The following is a 16,882-nucleotide window of genomic DNA, read 5'->3' as shown; positions in this document are numbered from 1 at the left end:
TCCGGCGGGAAGCGGTCAGCCCATGTGGACCGGCGCGCCCTCGCTCTTGCGACCGGCTCTGACGAACAGCGTCAGCAGGGCCGTCAGCACCGCGACACCGGTGCTGACCAGGAAGGCGAGGTGCATGCCGTCCATGAACGAGTTGTGCACGGCGTCCGTGACCACCTGCGGCAGCCCCGGCGGGGTCGCGCCGAACGCGGCGGCCTTCTCTAGCAGCGTGAGCTGCCCCGGCGGGATCGCCTGCGCCGCCGGGCCGAGGTAGCCGGGCAGCGTGTCGGCGATCTCGCCGGCCATCACGGCGCCCAGGATCGCGGTGCCGAGCGCGCCGCCGACCTGCATGGCCGACTGCTGAAGGCCGCCCGCGACACCGCTCAGCTCGACCGGCGCGTTGCCCACGATGATCTCGGTCGCGCCGACGAACACCGGCGAGAGGCCGAAGGCCAGCAGCACGAACGGCAGGCCGCTCTCGATGAACGAGGCGTCGATGCTGAGGCGCGACATGAGGAACATCGAGGACGCGGTGATCAGCAGACCGGCGGCCATCGTGATCTTCGGCCCGAGCTTGCCGATCGCCATGCCGGCCAGGGGCGAGGCCACGATCATGCCCGCGCTCATCGGCAGCATCCGCAGACCGGCGTCGAGCGGGGTCAGGCCGTGCACGCCCTGGAAGAAGAAGCCCAGGAAGAACATCGCGCCGAACATCGCGAACGCGACCATCATCATCAGCAGGGTGCCGATCGAGATCGAGACGTTCCTGAACAGCGACAGCGGCACCAGCGGCTGCTTGGCCCTGCTCTGCCAGAAGATGAACAGGCCGATGAGCACCACGAACGCGACGATGAAGGTCAGCGTCGTCGAGTCGCCCCAGCCCCACTCGGGGGCCTTGATGATCGTCCAGACCAGCGAGAACATCGCGCCGGACAGCAGCACCACGCCGAGCCAGTCGATGCGGGCGAACGTCTGGACGCGGTTCTCCTTGATCAGCAGGAAGCCCATGATCAACGCGATGATGCCCACCGGGGCGTTGATGAAGAAGACCGACTCCCAGCTCACCTTCTCCACCAGCACGCCGCCCACGATCGGACCGGCGGCGCTGGAGAGGCCGATGATCGCACCCCAGGCCCCCATCGCCTGGTTCAGCTTCTCACCGGGGAAGGCGCCACGCAGCAGCGCCAGGGCGGCCGGCTGGAGCAGGGCGCCGAAGAGGCCCTGCAGCACCCGCAGGCCGATCAGCGCGCCCACCGGCGACAGGCCGGGGACGACGTCGGCCAGCTCCTGGCTGAGACCGATGCCCACCGAGGACAGAGCGAAGCCGGCCACACCGATCAGGAAGACGCGCTTGTGCCCGAACAGGTCACCGAGCTTGCCCGCGGTGATCAGGAAGACGGCCAGCGCGAGCAGGTAGCCGCTGGTCACCCACTGCAGGTCGGACAGCGACGCCTTCAATTCCACCTGGATGACGGGGTTGGCGATGCCCACCACCGTGCCGTCCAGCATCACCATGATGACGCCGAGGCTGACCGCCAGCAGCACCAGCCATGGGTTCCCGCCACCCGTCCCCGTCTTGCCGAGGCCGGGCGACGACGGTTCGGCGACCGCCTTCGCGTTAGCCATAAGGTCCCCCTCAGTTACATACCGCCTCAACAAGCGGCATAGGTCTCGTAAGCCTCAGGTAGAGTATGTCAGGCCATGACTTATGACAAACGATTTTAAAAAGACGCCGCATGACTTCTGGCACACTGTGACAGAAAGGTGGCGAAGGGGTGTCCGCAGTGGGTCTACGGGAACGCAAGAAGGAGAAGACGCGCCTCGCGCTCCTCGACGCGGCGCTCGACCTGTTCCTCGAACAAGGATACGAGTCCACCACGATCGAGCAGATAGCGGGGGTCGTCGAAGTCTCCCCCCGCACCTTCTTCCGCTACTTCACCGGCAAGGACCATCTCGTGCTGTGGTTCCACGACCACGGCGAGGAGGTCCTGATGGAGGCCTTCGCCGGCCGCCCGGAGGACGAGCCCCCGTTCACGTCGCTCATGCACGGCCTGCGGGCCATGGTGGAGGACATGCAGGGGTCAACGCCGGAGGACACCGAGAGGTTCCTGAAGCTGCGGCAACTTTTCGATAAATATCCGCACTTGGTGGGGCAGTCCGTCGCCCGGGGCGCCTTGACCGAGAGCCGCCTGGCCGAGGCCGTCGCCGCCCGCCGGGGCGTCGACCCCGAGGACGATCAGCTGACGCACCTGATCGTGGCGTTCGCGATGTCCACCATGCGCATCGGCTTCGAGTGCCCCCGCAGGGAGACCACCATGCCGGAGATCGTCACGCGCATCGCCGAGGCGGTCACGCTGGCCGAGGAGTCGCTGCGGCCCGGCTGGGACACCCGCCCGGCCTAGTTCATCGTGGGGTCGTCGGGGCAGGTCGCCACGAAGGCCAGCTCGCCCGGCTGACGCCGCAGCACGTGCCGCCAGAGCGAGCCGGGGTCGCCGTGGAAGGTGTCGCCGGCCTCGGAGTCGACGACGTACCAGGCGCCCTCGGCGATCTCGCTCTCCAACTGGCCGGAGGTCCAGCCGGCGTATCCGGCGAAGATCCGCATCTGCGCGATCTCGCCCTGGAGGATCTCGGGGGGCGCGTCGAGGTCGACCGTGCCCAGCCGGGAGACGGCCGGGGTGCCGGCGTGCAGCCTGCGCCAGCCGAGCGGCTCCTGCCCGCTCGGGACCGCCGCCAGGGCGAGGGCGCTGTCGGTCTGCACGGGACCGCCCTCGAACAGCACCGGCGGCCCGGTGACCAGCGGGTCCCAGACCGGGAGCACCTGGGTGACCGAGATGTCGCTCGGCCGGTTGAGCACCACGCCGAGAGTGCCGCCGTCGTGGTCGTGTTCGAGGATCAGCACGACGCTACGCCGGAAGTTGGGGTCGTCGAGAAGCGGCGTCGCCACCAACAAACCGCCGACGTAGATCGCTTCCGCCATACCTCCATCATGAAGGGTGTGACGGGCTTTCCGCTCCCCCGGCCCGGCCATGTTACTTTCTGTGGCCTTATGGGCACGATCCGTAGCAAAGATCATGCTTGCGGAAGGCTCGGGAGGAGCACATGCGCATCGGTACCCGCCTCGTCCTGGCCGCCCTTCCCGTGGGCGCGGTCCTGCTGCTGCCGTCGCCCGCCGAGGCATGGCCCGACCGGGGCGATCCGTTCACGATGACGACCGACAAGCTCGGGTGCGGGTCGGGGTCCGTACGGGTCACGTTGCGCAACCAGACCCCCCAGCTCGCCCGGTTCGACCTGCGGGTGGACGCGACCAGCGTGGCGACCGGCTCGATCCCGGCCCGCAAGCAGGTGGTCAGGACGGTCAAGATCGACCGGGGCGCCACCCGCGAGATCGAGGCCTTCTCCGTCACCGACACCCACCCCGACACGCTCATCGACTCCACCCGGGTGCGCAACGACTGCGCCTGGGGGCGGGGGCACGGCCGGGGACACGGCCGCCTGCCCTACACCGGGCCGCCCTCCGACCTGTGGGGCAAGCTGGCCACGGGCGGCGGGCTCGTGGTGATGGGCGGGATCATGTGGTGGTACGGCTCCGTCTGGCCCCGTTCGGTCCCCGACGGCCCCCTGTGACCCCGCCCGTACGGTGTCAGGCGTCCCGTGGGACGAACGCGCCCGCCCGCGCCGCCGCCAGCGTGCGCAGCGCCGCGTCCGTGGCGACCCCCTGGTCCACCGGTTCCTTGGTGACCAGCAGGCGGTAGTAGAGCGGCGCGGAGATCGCCCGGATCACCTCCATCCCGTCAGTGCCCTCGGGCAGCTCCCCCCGCTTCACCGCGAGGTCGACGACCTTGGCCCATTCCTCGATGCGCCGCAGATAGAAGGCCCGCAACGCCTGGACGGCCTGCGCGTCGGACGTGCCCGCCGCGATCACCGCCTGGAAGGTGGCCCCGAGCCGGTGGTCGGTGACCGCGCCCACCACGGCCATGGCGTTGGCCAGCAGGTCGTCCTCGACGGATCCCGTGTCGGCGTGTGGTGACGACTGCTCGGCCAGCTCGATCATCAGATCCGTGACCAGCCCTGCCCTGCTCCCCCAGCGCCGGTAGACCGTGGTCTTGCCCACGCCGGCCCTGGCCGCCACCTGATCCATGGTCAGCCCATGGAAGCCGTGCTCGACCAGCTCGTCCTGAGTGGCCTCCAGCACGGCCGCGCGCACGCGCGCGGTGCGGCCCCCCGGCCGCACAGTCCCCGCCAAACGGGACTCTTGTTCCATCAACTCCCCTTTCATGCTGACGTCATGGCACACTTAATGGAGCACTTGTCCCATTAAGGAGCTGTCGTGATCGTATTTTTCGACCGGCCCCTCCGATCGGACGACGTCCGCACAGCGGCTGGTTCCCGCGCTCTTGCCGGGCTTCCGGTTGATGCTCGCCGTGGCCACGGCGAGCGGTGGGGGCCGTCCTTCAGGGGTGAGCGTGGCGGCGTCCGTCAACGCCGCGCCGACCGTCGCGGGAGCGCTGATTCCATGAAAGCGTTCGGCAATGTCGAACCGATCTGCGCTATGGTTGCCGCCGTGGGAGAGACGATTCAATCGGTGGAGCGGGCGGCCGCGATCCTGCGGCTGCTCGCCTCCGGCCCCCGCCAGCTCGGCGTGGCCGAGCTGGCCAGGGCGCTGGGCCTGCCCAAGGGCACGCTCCACGGCATCCTGCGCACGCTGGTCCGGGTCGGCTTCGTCGAGCAGGACGCGGCGACCGGCAAGTACCGGCTCGGGGCCACGCTGCTCCACCTGGGCAGCAGCTACCTCGACGTCAACGAGCTGCGCACCCGCTCGATCAACTGGGCCGACGCCCTGGCCGGGCGGAGCAGGGAGAGCGCCTGGATCGGCACCCTGCACGAGGGCCACGTGCTGGTGATCCACCACGTGTTCCGCCCCGACGACAGCATGCAGACCCTCCAGGTCGGCACCTACCTGCCGACGCACGCCAGCGCGCTCGGCAAGGTGCTGCTCGCCTACGACCCCTACGGGGAGTCGCTCACGGCGCCGCCGCTGCCGGCGTACACGGACCGGACGCTGGTCGACACCGCCAAGCTGGAGGAGGACCTGGAGCAGGTCCGGACCAGGGGGTGGGCGGCCGAGATGGAGGAGCTGACCGAGGGCGAGGTCGCCATCGCGGCTCCGATCAAGGACCCGCGCGGCCTCGTGGTGGGCGCCATCGGCATCCGGGGCGCGGTCGAACGGCTGACCGCCGACGGCGCCCTGACCATGGAGTACGTCTCCTACGTCCGCGACGCCGCCCGCGCGATCACCCGCGATCTGGCCAGATGACCGGTTGAACAACACCGGGGCAAACACGTAACATCGCTCACATCGTTCGACAATGTCGAACCCCGACTCCCAAGCGAGGAACCTCGTGCCTCGACCGCACTACATCGCAGCCATTGACCAGGGCACCACGTCCAGCCGGTGCATCGTCTTCGACCAGGCCGGCAACATCGTCACCGTCGCCCAGCGCGAGCACCGCCAGATCTTCCCCAAGCCGGGCTGGGTCGAGCACGACGCCGAGGAGATCTGGCAGTCGGTCCGGACCGTCATGGCCGAGGCCACCGAGGGGCTCGACATCGCCGCGCTGGGCATCACCAACCAGCGCGAGACCACCGTCCTGTGGGACCGGGAGACCGGGCGTCCCGTCTGCCCCGCGATCGTGTGGCAGGACACCCGCACCGACGCGCTCACCCAGACGCTCGCCGAGCACGAGGCGCTGTTCAAGGAGAAGGCGGGGCTGCCGCTGACCACGTACTTCTCCGGGCCGAAGATCCGATGGCTGCTCGACGCGTACGAGCTGCGGGAGCGGGCCGAGCGCGGCGAGGTGCTGTTCGGCACGATGGACAGCTGGCTGCTGTGGAACCTGACCGGCCGCCACCTCACCGACGTGACCAACGCCAGCCGCACGATGCTGATGAACATCCACACGCTGAGCTGGGACGACGACCTGCTCGCCGCCCTCGGCGTGCCACGCGCGATGCTGCCGGAGATCCGCCCGTCCGCCGAAATCTACGGCCACACCGCGGCCGGCGTGCCGGTGGCCTCCGCGCTCGGCGACCAGCAGGCGGCGCTGTTCGGCCAGACCTGCTTCGAACCCGGCGAGACCAAGAGCACCTACGGCTCGGGCAGCTTCCTGCTGATGAACACCGGCCAGGAGCCCGTCGTCTCCCGGCACGGCCTGCTCACCACCGTCGGCTACCAGATCGGCGACGGCCCGGCCACGTACGCGCTCGAAGGCGCGATCGCCGTCACCGGCTCGCTGGTGCAGTGGCTGCGCGACAACCTGGGCCTGATCTCCAGCGCCGCCGAGATCGAGACGCTGGCCAAGACCGTCGACGACAACGGCGGCTGCTACTTCGTCCCGGCCTTCTCGGGGCTGTTCGCGCCCCACTGGCGCTCCGACGCCCGTGGCGTGATCGCCGGGCTGACCGGGTTCGTCACCAAGGGACACATCGCCCGCGCCGTCCTGGAGGCCACCGCCTGGCAGACCCGCGAGGTCGTCGACGCGATGAACGCCGACTCCGGGCTCGACCTGACCACGCTGCGCGCCGACGGGGGCATGACGGCCGACAACCTGCTCATGCAGACGCTGGCCGACGTGCTGGCCGTCCCCGTGATCAGGCCGATGGTCGCCGAGACCACTGCGCTCGGCGCCGCGTACGCCGCCGGCCTGGCCATCGGCTACTGGCCCGACCTCGACAGCCTGCGCGCCAACTGGCACAAGGCGTCGGAGTGGCGGCCGGAGATCGACGAACAGGTCCGCGCGCGGGAGTACCGCAATTGGAAGAAGGCCGTGGCCCGCACCCTCGACTGGGTCGAAAAGTAGGACTGGAGCACGTCATGAACATCGCCATCGGCGCCGACAGGGCCGAGATCCGGGACGAGCTCTCCCGCGCCACGTACGACCTGCTGGTGATCGGCGGCGGCATCCTCGGCACCTCCGTCACCTGGATGGCCGCGCAGGCCGGGCTGCGGGTGGCGATGGTCGAGGCCGGCGACTTCGCCGGGGCCACCTCCAGCGCGTCGTCCAAGCTGGTCCACGGCGGCCTGCGCTACCTGCAGACCGGCAACGTCAAACTGGTCGCCGAGAACCACCGCGAACGCCGCGCCCTGGCCGGCGACATCGCACCCCACCTGGTCAAACCGCTCACCTTCCTGGTGCCGATCTACAAGGGCGGCCCGCACGGCGCGGCCAAGCTCGGCGCCGGCGTCTTCCTGTACTCCGCGCTGTCGGTGTTCGGCGACGGCATGGGCAGGGTCATCACGCCGCACCAGGCCATGAGCCGGGTGCCCGCGCTGCGCAGCGAGGGCCTGCGCGCCGCCGCCGTCTACGGCGACCACCAGATGAACGACAGCCGCGTCGCCGTCATGACCGTGCGCGCCGCCGTGGACGCGGGCGCGGTCGTGCTCAACCACGCCGAGGTCGTCGGCCTGCGCAAGTCGGGCGGCAACGTGACCGGAGCGGAGCTGCGCGACCGCCTCGACGGCACCGAGTTCGGGGTGAACGCCCGGCTCGTCCTCAACGCCACCGGCCCGTGGGTGGACCACCTGCGGCGGATGGAGGACCCGAACGCCGCGCCGAGCATCCGGCTGTCCAAGGGCGCCCACCTGGTCATGCGCCGCCACGACCCGTGGAAGGCCGCGCTCACCACGCCGATCGACAAGTACCGGGTCTCCTTCGCCATCCCGTGGGAGGACCACCTGCTGCTCGGCACCACCGACGAGGCGTACGAGGGCGACCCGGCCGACGTGCGCGCCACCGACGCCGACATCACCCAGATCCTCGACGAGGCCGGCCACTCCGTACGCGACTGCCAGCTCCGCCGCGAGGACATCACCTACGCCTTCGCCGGGTTGCGCGTGCTTCCCGGCGGGCCCGCCCAGGTGTCGGCCGCCAAGCGGGAGACCGTGGTGACCAGGGGCGCGGGCGGCATGTTGTCGGTCGCGGGCGGCAAGTGGACCACCTACCGCCACATCGGCAGGCACGTCCTGGAGACCCTCGCCCGCCTGCCCGGAAGGCCGCTCGGCGACGACCTGGCGGCCATCCTGCCGGCCGTGCCGCTGCCGGGCCTGGCCAGCCCCGACGCCGTCGCCATGCGCCTGTGGACCGAACGGGAGCCGGGCGCCCGCATGGACCCGCTGGTCGCCCGCAACCTGGCCACCCACTACGGCACGATCGCCTTCGACGTGGCCCGGCTCATCCGCGAGGACCCCTCGCTCGGCGAGCGCATCCACCCCGACGGGCCCGACATCTGGGCCCAGGCCGTCTACGCCCGTGATCACGAGTGGGCGGCCACCGTGGACGACGTCGTACGCCGCCGTACCACGCTCACCGTGCGCGGGCTCGACACGCCCGACGTCCGCACCCGGATCGAGCAGCTCCTCGGCTGATCCTCACCCCGGCCGCGGCCTGTGCCGCCGCGGCCGGGGTGACGGCCGTCACCGCAGATCAGAGGTTCATGTCGGCCGATTCTGGGCATCTCCACCGTCGCATCCGTCGCCGAGGACCGCCGGGAACCCCCCGCGGCCGCACCGAGGCGGCGGGCCGCCGACCGGCTGAACCCCTTTCTGCCGCCCCTACGGAGGTGACGTCATGTCCGCCCAGTCCCGGCTGCACATCGCGCTGGTGGCTCCCCCGAGGTTCGAGAACCCGTCCCGCTCGTACGGCGGTGTCAGGGTCATGATGGACGACCTCGCGCGATCCCTGCTCAGACTGGGCCACCAGGTCACCTTGATCGGGGCCGGCCGCCCCGGCGCCTCCGCCCACTTCCTCGCCGCCTACACCGAACCCCCTTCCCACCCGCTGGACGAACCCGTCCCTGGAACGGCGGTCCCCGACGTCCGGCTGGAGGACCTGGACGTGGACGTCGTCCACGACCACTCTCCGGCGGGCCCGCTGACCGCCCTGAACCCCCGGATCCCGACGGTGACGACCGTGCACGGCCCGGCCTCGGGCGAGCAGGCCGAGCGGCTCCGCCGGCTCGGCGACTCCGTCGGCCTGGTGTCCACCTCGACGTTCCAGCGCATGCAGGCCCCCGACCTCAACTGGGTGGGCACCGTGCACAACGGCGTGGACCTGAAGAGCTTCCCCTTCCGCGAGCGCAAGGAGGACTACACGCTCTTCCTCGGCCGGTTCAGCCCCGACAAGGGCGCCCACCTGGCCATCGACGCCGCCCGGAAGGCCGGACGGCGCATCCTGCTCGCCGGCGGGATGAACGAGCCGTCCGAGCACGAGTACTTCGACACCCACATCCGCCCCCGGCTCGGCGACGACGCCGTCCACGTCGGCGAGGCCGACGGCCCGCGCAAGCGCGAGCTGCTGGCGAACGCGCACTGCCTGCTCTTCCCCAGCCGCCGGGAGGAGTCCTTCGGGATGGTGATGACCGAGGCCATGGCGAGCGGCACCCCGGTGGTCGCGCTGCGTGGCGGCGCCGTGGGCGAGGTCCTCGTCGACGGTGTCACCGGTTACATCTGCGACGGGCCCGCCGACCTGGCCGAGGCCGTCGAAGCCGCGGGCGGCCTGAACCCGGCCGACTGCCGCATGCACGTCAAGCGCAACTTCGACGCGCTCGGCATGGCCATGGGCTACGAGAAGATCTACGAACTGAGCGTCCGCGATCGGCGTCCGGCGCCCTTCGCCGCCTGACCTGCGCGTTCCCGTGCGGCGGATCGCCGCCGCACGGGGTGTCGCCGCCGTCCCGGGGGAAGAGGGTAGGCATGCGCACTGCCATGAACGAGGCTCTGATCAGGCATTTCACCGATCTGCGCGACGGCGTCCACGGCGGCGTCACCGCGCGGGAGGACAAGGAACGCCTGTTCGCCACGGCGGTCGAGCTGCTCGACCCGGTGGCGCGGGCGACGCTGGACGAGTTCAACGCCGACCTGCTCCTCGGCACCGGGCAGGTGGTGTCCAGCGGGCTCACCAGGTCTCAGGAGGGCGGGCTGAACGCCATGTGGTCGCTCACCTGGCCGGAACAGCGCGACAAGGACATCCTGCCGATCGCGATCGTGGCCCACTACGGCGCCGACTTCCACCACCCGCACCTACGCGGCAACACGGTGGGCGACTGGCCGCTGAACGTCTTCGACCACGCGGACGCGGCGGGCCAGCTCACGACCCTGCGCGCCATCGCCGCCGCCGACGCCCACAACCTCGTCTTCCAGGAAAGCTACCGCCTCATCCCCGCCGTCACGCACACGTAGACGACAACCAGCCGCCTTTTGTCTTCACGGCTTCGCGTGGTCACCCCACCCGCCGTACTTCGGCTGACGGCCTTCCAGGTCACGCCCTCTGACCCTTCACCGGCTCGCTCTGTGGGCCGCCCGGGTGGAAAGCGTGCAGGGGCCGAACCGGATCGGCCCCTGGCGGATCACGCCTCGGTGAAGCCCCGGGCCCGGCCGCCGGCGCTCTCGCGGACCGCGGCCGCCACCGCCGTCGCCACGTCGGGGTGGAACACGCTCGGCACGATGTAGTTGGGGCCCAGCTCCTCCGGCGTCACCACCGCCGCCAGCGCGCCCGCCGCGGCCAGCAGCATCTCCTGGGTCACCCCGCCGGCCTGCGCGTCGAGCAGCCCCCGGAACACGCCCGGGAACGCCAGCACGTTGTTGATCTGGTTGGGGTAGTCGGAGCGCCCGGTCGCGACCACCGCGGCGTGCTCACGAGCGTCGTCGGGCGACACCTCGGGCTCGGGGTTGGCCAGCGCGAACACCACGGAGTCCTTGGCCATCGTGGCGATGTCGTCGCCGGTCAGGATGCCGGGCGCGGACACGCCCACGAACACGTCGGCGTCCTTGACCGCGCCGCGCAGGTCGCCCGCGTAGCCCTCCGCGTTGGTGTGCTCGGCGATCCAGCGCAGCGACTCGTCGAGGTCGTCGCGGCCCTTGTGCACGGCGCCCAGGTAGTCGCAGACCACCACGTTGCGCGCCCCCGCGGCCAGCAGCAGCCGCAGCACCGCGTTCCCGGCCGCGCCGGCGCCCGCCATCGTGATCTTGACGTTCTCGATGGACTTGTTCACCACGCGCAGCGCGTTGGTCAGGGCCGCCAGCACGCAGATGGCCGTGCCGTGCTGGTCGTCGTGGAAGACCGGGATGTCCAGCAGCTCGCGCAGCCGGCGCTCGACCTCGAAGCAGCGCGGCGCGCCGATGTCCTCCAGGTTGATGCCGCCGAACCCGGGCGCGATCAACTGCACCGTGCGGACGATCTCGTCGACGTCCTGGGTGTCGAGGCAGATCGGCCAGGCGTCGATGCCCGCGAACCGCTTGAACAGGGCCGCCTTGCCCTCCATGACCGGCAGCGCGGCCTCCGGCCCGATGTTGCCCAGCCCGAGCACCGCCGACCCGTCGGTGACCACGGCCACCGAGTTGCGCTTGATGGTCAGGCGGCGGGCGTCCTCCTTGTTCCTGGCGATGGCCATCGACACGCGCGCCACACCCGGGGTGTAGGCCATCGACAGCTCGTCGCGGTTGCGCAGCGGCACCTTCGACTTCATCTCGATCTTGCCGCCGAGGTGCATGAGGAACGTGCGGTCGGAGACCTTGTGGATGACGACGCCCTCGACCGCCTCCAGCTGGTCGACGATGGCCTGCGCGTGGTCGGTGTCACGCGCGGCGCAGGTGACGTCGATGCGGAGCTTCTCGTGGCCCGCGTTGGTGACGTCGAGTGCGGTCACCACGCCTCCGGCCGACTCTACGGCGTGGGTGAGCTGGCTCACGGCCTTGCCGCCTGCGGGCACCTCAAGACGCACGGTTATGGAGTACGACACACTCGGGACGGTCGCCACGTCAATCGCTCCTTCGGGACTGACCAAGAAGTCATCCCAGGATAGGGGGCATCAGGTCAACCCAGTGCCGTCGCAGCGGTGACGATGAGTTCGACACACGCGGGGACGGGGATCGTGGTGCTGTCGAGCACAAGGTGATAGTGGCACGGATCGCCCGGATCCGCCCGGTAGAAATGGCGGACGTACGCCGTCCTGGCCCGGTCGTTGTCCTCGATGACGGCCTTCGCCTCCCGCTCGCTCATCCCGCTCAGCGTGGCCGTCTGGCGGATCCGGCGCTTGAGCGGCGCGTCGAGCCTGACGTGCAGCGCGCCCGGATGGTCGGCCAGCACCAGGGCCCCGGCACGGCCCAGGAAGACGCCGCCCTGGGTGAGCGCCATCTCCTTCAGCATGCGCTCGGTGCGCCGGACGAACTCCTCCGGCGGCAGGGGCATCGCGCCCGGGACGTACATGTCCACCCCGCCGAAGGTGACCGTGGGCAGCCTGATCGCGCCGGACAGGAGCCTGCCGAGGCCGTGCTCGGCGCGGTCGTCGTGGGCCAGCGCCTCCTCCAGCGTGCAGCCGAGCTCCTTGGCCACCGCGCTGGGGATGGCACGGTCGACGAAGGGCACGCCGAGCCGTTCGGCGACGGCCGGGCCGATGTGGCTGCCGGCCGTGCCGTAGGCCGCGGAGATCGTGACGACCCGCATACCTCCAGGTTAGAACAGGGCGTTCGCCAATGCTCTACGCGCTTTCGCCAAGGATGGGTCGTCTGACGGCAATGCGTCGAAAAGCCCGAGCAAATGCTTCCTGGCCCGGTCGCGGTCGTCGCCCGAGGTGCGCTTGACCACGGCCACGACGCGCTCGAACGCCTCGTCGACCGCGCCGGAGAGCATCTCCAGGTCGGCGGCGAGCAGCTGCGCGTCGATGTCGGACGGGTCCTGGAGGCGCCGCTGCACGTCGGCCGGGTCGGCCTCGGAGGTGCGCTTGATCAGGCCGACGCCCGCCAGGCCCATCTTGGCGTCCTCGTCGCCCGGGATGCGGGCCAGCAGGCGCTGGTAGGCCGCCTCGGCCGCGTCGAGGTCTCCGGCGTCGATGGCCTGCTCGGCGGCCACCAGGTCGGGGTCGGCGGGCGGCCCGGCGGGCGCCTCCTCCCCCTCCTCGGCCGCGGGCGGCCGGGCGTCGGGGTTGGCCTGGTAGAACTGCTCGACCGCGCCCATCAGCTCGTCGAGCCAGCGGCGCACCTCCTGCTCGGGCAGCACCTGCTGGAAGCCGGTGACGGCCTGCCCCTGGAAGATGGCCAGCACGGTGGGCACGGCCTGCACCCGCAGCGCCTGTGCGATCTGGGGGCTGGCATCGACGTTGACCTTGGCCAGCACGGCCCGGCCGCCCATGTCGCCGACCACCTTCTCCAGCACGGGGCTGAGCTGGGCGCTGCCCGGCGACCGGGGCGACCACAGGTCGAGCACCACCGGCACGGTCATCGAACGGTCGATGACGTCCGTCGTGAACGTCTCCTCGGTCACGTCGACGACCGAGGACGAGGTGGCCCCCTGGGGACCGGCGGCCTCCCGCCGGGCCTGGGCATCCAGTGCCTGTTTGCGCGCGCCCAGGTCCACAGCTCCGTAGAGCGACCCGGGCCTAGAGAAGTCCGCCATGCTCCTCATCTTGCCGCATGGACGGGCCGGAGAAGTCACCCGCCGCCACCCTCAGCGTGCGGAGCTGGTCGAAGATCTGCTGGAGTTCGTCCTCGGCGTACATCGTCAGGCCGAACTCGGCGGCCATCAGGTCGTCCGTTGCCCGGCGCACGACCTCCCTGCCCTGGTCGGTGATCTCGGCGAGCACGCCGCGGCCGTCGCGGGGGTTGGGCAGGCGGCAGACGAACCCGGACTTCTCCAGCCTGTCCACCGTGTTCGTGACGCTGGTGGGATGGACCATGAGCCGCTCGCCGATCTTCCACAGCGGCAGCGAGCCGGTGTGGCTGAAGGTCAGCAGCACCAGGGCCTCGTAGCGGGCGAAGGTGAGATCGTGGGGCTTGAGGAGGGAGTCGAGCTGTGACAGGAGGATCTGCTGTGCTCTCATGATCGAGGTGACCGCTGCCATCGCGGAGGAAGGCCCGAAGCGGGCACGCCAGCTCTCCGCGGCGCGGTCGATGGGATCGAACGGCAGATTGAGCGGCTTCGGCTGGGACACAGCGCTACGTTAGCGCGCCTCTCGTCCCGGTTTCGTCGGGCTACCTGGAGCGACAGGCTTCACCGCTTGACCAAGAATCCGACCGTCAATCATCACGCTCCGTTATGGTTCTCTTACGTAAGGTGACGCGGAAGCCAAGTCCAACTGCCGTGGGGACGGATCTGGGCTGACATTCTTCCGCATTGCCAGGGGCACGGGGGGTGCTTGGTGAACTGCAACGGGATACAGGGTGCGTGAGCACGCGGGCGTTACACGCGAGGAGCTGAAGCACAGCGCGGCCGTGACAGTGGCGGTGCTGCTCGCTCTCGGCCTGGTCGCGGCGTGGAACGTCCTGATACCTGGCGTCGACGCGTGGGAGAACATCCTGGCGGCGGTCATCGGCTCGCTGCGGATGACCGGGCCCGTGGCGGCCGCGTTCGCCGCGTGGGTGGCGCTGCGCAAGCGGCGCGCGCTGCGCGGGCGTTCGCTCACCACGTGGCGGGCGCTCAAGGCGCCGCTGGCCATCGTGGTGGTGGTGCTGGGCTCGTTCGGCGCGACGGTGCTGGTGCTGGCGGTCAAGACCGTGCTCACCGACCAGGCGGGGCGGCTGAGCCTGTCCGGCCTCGGCATGGGCATGGCGGGCCTGGCGCTCTACGCGGTGATCGGGTGGGTGGCCGGCTGGGTCGTGCCCAAGGCGCTCACGCCGCCGATCGCGGGGCTGGCCTGTTACGTCGCCTTCTCGTGGCTGGCCGACGACCGGGGGCTGGCCGACCGGCTGGTGCCGGGCACGGGCGAGCCGTACGACCTGTTCCAGGGGCTGGGCGGGGCGCCGTTCTTCGACCAGACGATCTGGCTGCTCGGCATCACCTGCGCGCTGCTGCTCGGCTGGGCGGCGCTGGTGACCAGGCAGGCCCTGGTGCTGGCGTGCGCGCTGCTGGCCGTGCTGGCGGCGGGCATGGGCGTGTCGCGGATGCTGGCCCACCCCAAGCCGGCCGCGGCCGAGGACATCGCCTACGCCTGCCAGGAATGGCCGATCACGGTCTGCCTGCACCCCGGGATGCGGGCCGGGCAGACCGAGCTGGGCGCGGTGTTCACGCAGATCGCCTCACGCCTGGCCGGCACGCCGGCCGCGTTCACGCGGGTGGAGCAGCGGCCGCTGGACGAGCCGCTGAAGCCCTCCAACGGCCTGGCGCCCATCCACGTGCCCGACCTGTCGGCGGGGTTCGCCGAGGAGGCGGCCTACGAGTACATCGACGCGCTGGCCGCCCGCTGCCCCGGCACGCCGGCCGACGGCTACCGGGAGATCGTGATGGCCTGGCTGCGCGGCGAGCCGCTGCCCGGCGGCCCGCTGCCCGAGCACCAGTACGCCGCGTCCTGGTTCTCCGGCCTCGACGAGCACCAGCGCAGGGAGTGGCTGCGCATGTTCTACAGCGACTTCCAGTCCTGCCGCCTGTCCAGCACGCACTTCGGCGGCGGCCCGGCTCCCACCGCGGTCCTGACGCCGCCCTCCGGCGTCACGCCCGAGAGCAGCCACGTCTACCCGGTCTACCCCGACCCCGGCACCGCGGGCACCTCAGGCTGACGACGAAGATGTCACCATACGGCTGGCACTGATGATCGCCTGGCGGGTAGTCATGCCCCATGACGACTTCCCAGACGACGCCGCCGGACCTGGCTCCCCGGCGGCGCCGCAGGTGGCGATATGCGGCGGGGTTCCTCGTCCTGGCGGTCCTGCTCGTGGTGGGCGGCCGGCTGGCCTGGACGTGGCTCAACCCGTTCGGAGAGCAGACCGTCGACCGCAGTCAGCCGGTGCTGCTGCAGTCCATCAAGGACCTCAGCCGGTTCGAGGCGGCGACGGGCACCTTCCAGGTCGTCGTCGACCTGGAGAAGGACGCCAACTTCCTGCCCGACGCGGTCAAGGGCACCCGCACGCTGTTCGTGGGCGCCGGCGGCGTCGACGCGTACGTGGACTTCTCGGCCATGGCGGCGGGCGCGGTGACCGTGAATAAGGACCGCACCGAGGCCACCGTCCGGCTCCCGCGCGCCCAGTTGGAGAAGCCCAACCTGGACAACAGCCGCTCGTACGTGTTCGCCCAGCAGCGCGGCCTGCTCGACCGCGTCCAGGACTTCCTGTCGGGCTCCCCTGGCGACCAGCGCGAGCTCTACCTGCTGGCGGAGAAGAAGATCACGGAGGCGGCCGTGGCCAGCGACCTGCGGGCGCGGGCGGACGCCAACACCAAGTCGATGCTCACGGGCATGCTGAAGTCGCTGGGCTTCTCCAAGGTCACCGTCAAGTTCACGGACGAGCTCTGACCTGCCTGTTCGTCCTGCCGGCGGGCCGCCTCACCTCGGGTGGGGCGGCCCGTCCACGTTCCCGCCTAGGTATCCCCGTACGTGCTTAGCCCACGGACGCGCCCGCCTAAGTACCTCCCTACCTGCCCGAACCCCGGCAGATAGGACATCCGCCCGATGTGGCGGGAGGGGCCTTAGGAGGAGTCTTAAAAGTGCAGGGAACAAGGAACACGAACAGCAGGAGCACTCGGATGAATGCCGAACTCGAATACAGCGTCATGCAGCACCACGCCGCCGAACTCCGTCGGGCCGCCGCCGAGCAGCGGCGCGTACGGGAAGCACTGAAGGGACAGCGTTCCGAGCGTCGCCACCGCTCGGTCTTCGCCAAGTTCCTGGCTTCATGACGTCCCACAAGCAGCCCGGCCGCATCCTCCCTCGCGGCCGGGCTGAAATGCCCCCTTAGGGGGGCGCGTCCGGCGCCGGATTCCTGGCCGGCCCGAGCGCAGCGTCTGCGACACCCCGGTTCCCGTTCCTGGTGGGACCGGGGTGTCGCGGGGTCCGGCCGTAAGTGGGGGGGGGTGGTTAGGCGGGAAAGCACCGCCGCCGGGACCCAGTCGGTATATTTGAGGGATGGGGGCGGAGC

Annotated in this window: 17 protein-coding genes; 10 read left to right on the top strand and 7 right to left on the bottom strand. The window is 70.6% G+C overall.

Annotated elements, in window-relative coordinates:
- Positions 1–15: 15 nt before the first annotated feature.
- Positions 16–1,614 (bottom strand): MFS transporter, encoded by a 1,599-nt coding sequence (locus ABZ815_RS07860; protein ID WP_357695187.1) that lies wholly within the window; start codon positions 1,612–1,614, stop codon positions 16–18.
- A 149-nt stretch (positions 1,615–1,763) separates the two neighbouring features.
- Between ABZ815_RS07860 and ABZ815_RS07855 the strand changes: the two genes are divergently transcribed.
- Positions 1,764–2,390 (top strand): TetR family transcriptional regulator, encoded by a 627-nt coding sequence (locus ABZ815_RS07855; protein WP_357695185.1) that lies wholly within the window; start codon positions 1,764–1,766, stop codon positions 2,388–2,390.
- Here the strand turns inward: ABZ815_RS07855 and ABZ815_RS07850 are convergent.
- Positions 2,387–2,965 (bottom strand): YqgE/AlgH family protein, encoded by a 579-nt coding sequence (locus ABZ815_RS07850; RefSeq protein WP_357695183.1) that lies wholly within the window; start codon positions 2,963–2,965, stop codon positions 2,387–2,389. The genes ABZ815_RS07855 and ABZ815_RS07850 overlap by 4 nt on opposite strands.
- Before the next feature lie 122 nt (positions 2,966–3,087).
- On the opposite strand from ABZ815_RS07850, the gene ABZ815_RS07845 reads away from it, so the two are divergent.
- A complete protein-coding gene (locus ABZ815_RS07845) occupies positions 3,088–3,612 on the top strand; it encodes a hypothetical protein (protein WP_357695181.1) in 525 nt (174 codons plus the stop codon).
- A gap of 16 nt (positions 3,613–3,628) precedes the next feature.
- Here the strand turns inward: ABZ815_RS07845 and ABZ815_RS07840 are convergent, their stop codons facing one another.
- A complete protein-coding gene (locus tag ABZ815_RS07840; protein WP_357695179.1) occupies positions 3,629–4,249 on the bottom strand; it encodes a TetR/AcrR family transcriptional regulator in 621 nt (206 codons plus the stop codon).
- Between the two features lie 300 nt (positions 4,250–4,549).
- On the opposite strand from ABZ815_RS07840, the gene ABZ815_RS07835 reads away from it, so the two are divergent.
- From ABZ815_RS07835 to ABZ815_RS07815, 5 genes are all read left to right on the top strand, one after another.
- Positions 4,550–5,302 (top strand): IclR family transcriptional regulator, encoded by a 753-nt coding sequence (locus tag ABZ815_RS07835; protein WP_357695177.1) that lies wholly within the window; start codon positions 4,550–4,552, stop codon positions 5,300–5,302.
- Positions 5,303–5,354: 52 nt separating this feature from the next.
- Positions 5,355–6,845 (top strand): glycerol kinase GlpK, encoded by a 1,491-nt coding sequence (gene glpK / locus ABZ815_RS07830; RefSeq protein ID WP_357695175.1) that lies wholly within the window; start codon positions 5,355–5,357, stop codon positions 6,843–6,845.
- 14 nt (positions 6,846–6,859) lie between these two features.
- Complete coding sequence (locus ABZ815_RS07825; RefSeq protein WP_357695173.1) at positions 6,860–8,410, top strand: glycerol-3-phosphate dehydrogenase/oxidase; 1,551 nt, start codon at positions 6,860–6,862, stop codon at positions 8,408–8,410.
- Positions 8,411–8,612: 202 nt separating this feature from the next.
- Entirely contained in the window at positions 8,613–9,665 is a 1,053-nt protein-coding gene (locus ABZ815_RS07820; RefSeq protein ID WP_357695171.1) for a glycosyltransferase family 4 protein, read from the top strand.
- A 71-nt stretch (positions 9,666–9,736) separates the two neighbouring features.
- The gene (locus tag ABZ815_RS07815) at positions 9,737–10,222 is read left to right on the top strand and encodes a hypothetical protein (protein ID WP_357695169.1); all 486 of its coding nucleotides are present in this window, start codon (positions 9,737–9,739) and stop codon (positions 10,220–10,222) included.
- 167 nt (positions 10,223–10,389) lie between these two features.
- On the opposite strand, the gene ABZ815_RS07810 is transcribed toward ABZ815_RS07815, so the two are convergent.
- The 4 genes from ABZ815_RS07810 to ABZ815_RS07795 are packed head-to-tail and all read right to left on the bottom strand — an operon-like array spanning position 10,390 to position 13,968.
- The gene (locus ABZ815_RS07810; RefSeq protein WP_357695167.1) at positions 10,390–11,799 is read right to left on the bottom strand and encodes an NAD-dependent malic enzyme; all 1,410 of its coding nucleotides are present in this window, start codon (positions 11,797–11,799) and stop codon (positions 10,390–10,392) included.
- Positions 11,800–11,855: 56 nt separating this feature from the next.
- Positions 11,856–12,485: a cytidylate kinase-like family protein gene (locus ABZ815_RS07805; protein ID WP_357695165.1), complete on the bottom strand. Its 630-nt coding sequence runs from the start codon at positions 12,483–12,485 to the stop codon at positions 11,856–11,858.
- Between the two features lie 9 nt (positions 12,486–12,494).
- Positions 12,495–13,433 carry a tetratricopeptide repeat protein gene (locus ABZ815_RS07800; RefSeq protein WP_357695164.1) on the bottom strand — a complete coding sequence of 313 codons (939 nt, stop codon included), beginning with the start codon at positions 13,431–13,433 and terminating at the stop codon, positions 12,495–12,497.
- Entirely contained in the window at positions 13,417–13,968 is a 552-nt protein-coding gene (locus tag ABZ815_RS07795) for a MarR family transcriptional regulator (RefSeq protein WP_357695162.1), read from the bottom strand. Before ABZ815_RS07795 ends, ABZ815_RS07800 begins: the two co-directional genes overlap by 17 nt.
- 229 nt (positions 13,969–14,197) lie before the next feature.
- Between ABZ815_RS07795 and ABZ815_RS07790 the strand changes: the two genes are divergently transcribed.
- From ABZ815_RS07790 to ABZ815_RS07780, 3 genes are all read left to right on the top strand, one after another.
- Entirely contained in the window at positions 14,198–15,529 is a 1,332-nt protein-coding gene (locus tag ABZ815_RS07790) for a hypothetical protein (RefSeq protein ID WP_357695160.1), read from the top strand.
- A gap of 59 nt (positions 15,530–15,588) precedes the next feature.
- The gene (locus tag ABZ815_RS07785) at positions 15,589–16,260 is read left to right on the top strand and encodes a DUF4230 domain-containing protein (protein ID WP_357695158.1); all 672 of its coding nucleotides are present in this window, start codon (positions 15,589–15,591) and stop codon (positions 16,258–16,260) included.
- Between the two features lie 230 nt (positions 16,261–16,490).
- Complete coding sequence (locus ABZ815_RS07780; protein WP_352324303.1) at positions 16,491–16,643, top strand: hypothetical protein; 153 nt, start codon at positions 16,491–16,493, stop codon at positions 16,641–16,643.
- The last annotated feature ends 239 nt before the right edge of the window (positions 16,644–16,882 follow it).

The sequence above is a fragment of the Nonomuraea sp. NPDC047529 genome (assembly GCF_040642995.1).
Lineage (GTDB): Bacteria > Actinomycetota > Actinomycetes > Streptosporangiales > Streptosporangiaceae > Nonomuraea.
This window is presented reverse-complemented; position numbering and strand designations above follow the sequence as displayed.